The organism is Morganella sp. HSTU-ASny43 (genome assembly GCF_022819185.1).
GTDB lineage: Bacteria > Pseudomonadota > Gammaproteobacteria > Enterobacterales > Enterobacteriaceae > Morganella > Morganella morganii.
The window spans coordinates 1-4,227 of sequence record NZ_WSPG01000062.1; the positions used below are offsets into that span (position 1 = coordinate 1).

At 48.7% G+C, this 4,227-nt stretch carries 4 protein-coding genes and 4 tRNA genes; 1 reads left to right on the forward strand and 7 read right to left on the reverse strand.

Annotated features, from left to right (window positions below):
* The 5 genes from GN208_RS17585 to GN208_RS17605 form a co-directional block, all read right to left on the reverse strand.
* The coding region (locus GN208_RS17585; protein ID WP_001978617.1) for a GTP-binding protein at positions 1–92 on the reverse strand (92 nt) is incomplete at its 3' end.
* 110 nt (positions 93–202) lie between these two features.
* Positions 203–278, reverse strand: a tRNA-Thr gene (locus GN208_RS17590).
* A 6-nt stretch (positions 279–284) separates the two neighbouring features.
* Positions 285–359 (reverse strand) — tRNA-Gly (locus tag GN208_RS17595).
* A gap of 102 nt (positions 360–461) precedes the next feature.
* A tRNA-Tyr gene (locus GN208_RS17600) sits at positions 462–546 on the reverse strand.
* Between the two features lie 16 nt (positions 547–562).
* Positions 563–638: transfer RNA gene (locus GN208_RS17605), tRNA-Thr, on the reverse strand.
* A 386-nt stretch (positions 639–1,024) separates the two neighbouring features.
* Between GN208_RS17605 and coaA the strand changes: the two genes are divergently transcribed.
* Entirely contained in the window at positions 1,025–1,969 is a 945-nt protein-coding gene (gene coaA, locus GN208_RS17610; RefSeq protein WP_004238689.1) for a type I pantothenate kinase, read from the forward strand.
* A gap of 28 nt (positions 1,970–1,997) precedes the next feature.
* Here the strand turns inward: coaA and birA are convergent, their stop codons facing one another.
* Positions 1,998–2,978: a bifunctional biotin--[acetyl-CoA-carboxylase] ligase/biotin operon repressor BirA gene (birA, locus tag GN208_RS17615; RefSeq protein WP_004238687.1), complete on the reverse strand. Its 981-nt coding sequence runs from the start codon at positions 2,976–2,978 to the stop codon at positions 1,998–2,000.
* A complete protein-coding gene (gene murB / locus GN208_RS17620; protein WP_046025133.1) occupies positions 2,975–4,012 on the reverse strand; it encodes a UDP-N-acetylmuramate dehydrogenase in 1,038 nt (345 codons plus the stop codon). Before murB ends, birA begins: the two co-directional genes overlap by 4 nt.
* Positions 4,013–4,227 lie beyond the last annotated feature (215 nt).

Below are 4,227 nucleotides of genomic sequence, written 5' to 3' on the forward strand. Positions count from 1 at the left end.
GCAGCAGTCAGGGTAGTTTTACCGTGGTCAACGTGGCCGATAGTACCAACGTTAACGTGCGGTTTCGTACGTTCAAACTTTTCTTTAGACATTAGTTGTCCCTCTAAGACACGGAATCGGTGGTTTCACCACATCAACCAAGCAGTATTGCTTGTCTGGATATTTACAGGGAAAAAAATCAAGGAATGGAGAACAACGGAAGTGGTGCTGATAGGCAGATTCGAACTGCCGACCTCACCCTTACCAAGGGTGCGCTCTACCAACTGAGCTATATCAGCACATCTTGGAGCGGGCAGCGGGAATCGAACCCGCATCATCAGCTTGGAAGGCTGAGGTAATAGCCATTATACGATGCCCGCGTGAACTCGGCTACCTGACTTTAATCTGCTGTAACTGAATCCGGAGTATTTTACATCGAAGGAGTCTTGAGTAAAACACTCAGGATAATAATTCACATTAGATGGTGGTGGGAGAAGGATTCGAACCTTCGAAGTCTGTGACGGCAGATTTACAGTCTGCTCCCTTTGGCCGCTTGGGTATCCCACCTTTCCAAATTGTTAAATGGTGCCGGCACCAAGAGTCGAACTCGGGACCTACTGATTACAAGTCAGTTGCTCTACCAACTGAGCTATGCCGGCATCAAGTGCTGCGCATTCTATGGAGACTTTGCGCAGGATGCAACAAAAAAATCGCTGAAATTGTTCTTTTGCTCACAAAGTGGACATTCTTCCGTATTTTGCTGTTTTTTTCAATAGGTAATGTACAAATTAGCAGCGATACTTATCACTTAAACTCTCAGTAATCACACAGATGGACTACCGTAAAAACCAATAATCCGCTTATTTTTGACTCCTTGTTTATGTCATGCGCAATGTAATTTATGTCCGCGACATCAAAAAAAATGCATTTTTTCAAAAAAATTGCTACGCCTGACTCTCATCTCTCGCTATGATGCGATTTATTTTCAGCCGGTACGGGTATTAATGACCTGTCCAACCTGCGTAATAAAGGCAGCTGTTGGTTTATGTATAAAGAAAAATCGCTCTCTCCTTATCTCCATTTCAGCCGCAGTCAGTGGGCGACCCTGCGTAACTCCGTTCCGATGACGTTGTCTGAGCAGGAAATTGACGATCTGCGCGGTATCCACGATGAAATCTCGATTGATGAAGTTATCGCGATTTATCTGCCACTGTCCCGTCTGCTGAACTTCTATATCAGCTCAAACCTGCGCCGTCAGGCCGTACTGGAGCAGTTCCTCGGCAGAAATGAAGCGAAAGTCCCTTATGTGATTGGTATTGCCGGCAGTGTGTCAGTCGGAAAAAGTACCACCGCCCGGTTATTGCAGGCGCTACTGAGCCGCTGGCCGGAACATCGCAAAGTGGATTTGATTACCACTGATGGTTTTCTTCATCCCAATTCTGTGCTGAATGAACGCGGTATTATGAAGAAGAAAGGATTCCCTGAATCCTATGACATGCATAATCTGGTGCGTTTCGTTTCTGAAGTGAAATCCGGTACCCCGCGGGTTCTGGCGCCGGTTTATTCACATCTGACCTATGACATTATCCCGGATAAACAGTTAGTGGTTGAGCAGCCGGATATCGTGATCCTGGAAGGCCTGAATGTGCTGCAGAGCGGGATGGATTATCCGGAAGCCATGCACCATGTGTTCGTGTCCGATTTTGTGGATTTCTCTATTTATGTGGATGCGCCGGAAGAATTACTGAAGAGCTGGTATATCGGGCGGTTCCTGAAATTCCGTCAGGGCGCATTCAGTGATCCTAATTCCTATTTCCATCACTATGCGCAACTTGAGGAAAGTGAGGCCGTCAGCATTGCCTCAACAATCTGGGATGAGATTAACGGCCTGAATCTGCATGAAAATATTCTGCCGACCAGAGAGCGGGCCAGCCTGGTGATGACCAAAGGCACCAATCATATGGTGACCAATGTGAAACTGCGGAAATAATCAGTTTTTCTGTTAAAAATAAACCGGCTCAGGCCGGTTTATTTTTTGAATTCACACCGCGAAGTGATATTTCTCCGCCGATATAGGGGGTAATTTCACCAAACTGATCTAATAACAAAGCACCCTGCCCGTTTATCCCTCTGGAAACGCCAAAGACCTCACGCTCACCAATAATCAGTTTTACTTCACGATTAAGGTAATTATCAAAAGCATACCAGCGTTCAATAAACGGGGTCAGTCCGCTTTTTTCGAACAAGTGCAACGCATCTGTCAGATGTTTAATAAACTCTGCAGATAATATATTACGGTCGATCTGAATACCGGATTGCTGCAGATTGATCCACTGCTGGCCAATCTGATCTGTACCACTACTTTCCATGGTCAGGTTAATCCCGATCCCGATAACCACATGCGCGGCATCCCCGGTTTTTCCCTGAAGTTCGACCAGAATACCGGCCAGTTTTTTGTCATCCAGATATAAGTCATTCGGCCATTTGACTTTTACACCGGTCGCACCCAGCTCATGCAGTGTCTCAGCAAGCACAATACCGACTACCAGACTCAGCCCGATAGCCGCTGCGGGTCCCTGCTCAAGACGCCAGTACAGAGAAAGATACAGATTGCGGCCAAACGGAGAGATCCACTGCCGCCCGCGGCGACCGCGTCCGGCATACTGGTATTCCGCCACACAGGCATCACCGGATGTCAGTTCCCCGACTTTATCCATCATATGCTGATTGGTGGAACCTATGACCGGCAGCACTTCGACATTTCGCCCGGGCAGCAGCGTGCGGATAACATCGGGCTGTAACAGATTCATCGGTGCAAAGAGGCGGTAACCCTTACCGGTGACCGTTTCCATCTCTATACCCATCTCACGTAAGGTGCGGATGTGCTTATTAACTGCAGCCCGGGTCATCCCCAGCTTATCGCCGAGTTGTTCACCGGAATGGAACTCACCGTCGGATAAAATGCCAATCAGCGTCAGCGGTACACTGTAATCTTTCATGCAATAGCCTCTGTGGCACTGATTTCACCGTCCGTGCCGATAAAACGGACTTCCGGCTCCAGCTGAACCCCGAAACGGGCAGCAACCTGCTGACGGACATAACGGGCGAGACGGATAACATCATCACCTGTTGCATTATCACGGTTAATCAATACCAGCGCCTGGTTCATATGCACCGCTGCACCACCTTCCTGATGGCCTTTCAGCTGACACTGGTCGATAAGCCAGCCGGCAGCGAGTTTGATTCCGTCCGCCACCACATACTGCGGGCAGTCCGGATACTGTGCTTTGATTTTCTGCGCACACTCAGCAGTCACAACCGGATTTTTAAAAAAGCTGCCTGCATTGCCGGTTACAGCCGGATCCGGCAGTTTGCTCATCCGCATCTGACAGACCATATCAAATACCTGCTGAGGTGTGACAGTCGCTGGATCCAGCGATTTCAAATCACCGTAGCTCAGATTCGGTTTCCATACTTTCGGCAGTTTCAGTCCCACCGCTGTGATAGCATATCCCTGCTGATAATCATGTTTGAAAATACTGTCACGGTAGCCAAAGCGACATTCCTCTGCAGTCAGGCGTGTTGTCTGCCCGTCTGACAGAGAGGTGACATCCACATAGTCACATACGTCTTTAAATTCGGTACCGTATGCCCCGATATTCTGAATCGGTGCAGTACCGGCACAGCCCGGGATCAGCGCCAGGTTTTCCATGCCGTAAATACTGTTCGCCAGCATCCAGCGGATTAATTCATGCCAGTTTTCGCCGGCACCAACTTCGATAAACCAGGCATCCGGTGTTTCCCGGACGGTCTTGCCGGGGATCCGGTTAATGACAACGGTGCCATTGAAATCCTCAGTAAACAGTACATTACTGCCGCCGCCTAACAGCAGGAAGGGGGATTTTTCCGTTTGTGCAGCCAGCCATAAGCGGCAGAGATCAGAAATGGTCTCTGCGACATCAATATGCCGGGCACCGGCTTCGATACCAAATGTATGTAACTGGCGGAGTGAATCAGCAGGTTTGAGGGACATAATGAAAAACTCATCTGACAAATATGCTGTCTAGTTTATCAGTCCGCAGACGCGGATCCCAGCACTGCGGGAATTTGTATTTTGGCGGACTACAAATGCAAAAAAGCCACTCAGATGAGTGGCTTTCTTTAAATATAAAACCTGGCGGTTCCCTACTCTCACATGGGGAGACCCCACACTACCATCGGCGCTACGGCGTTTCACTTCTGAGTTCG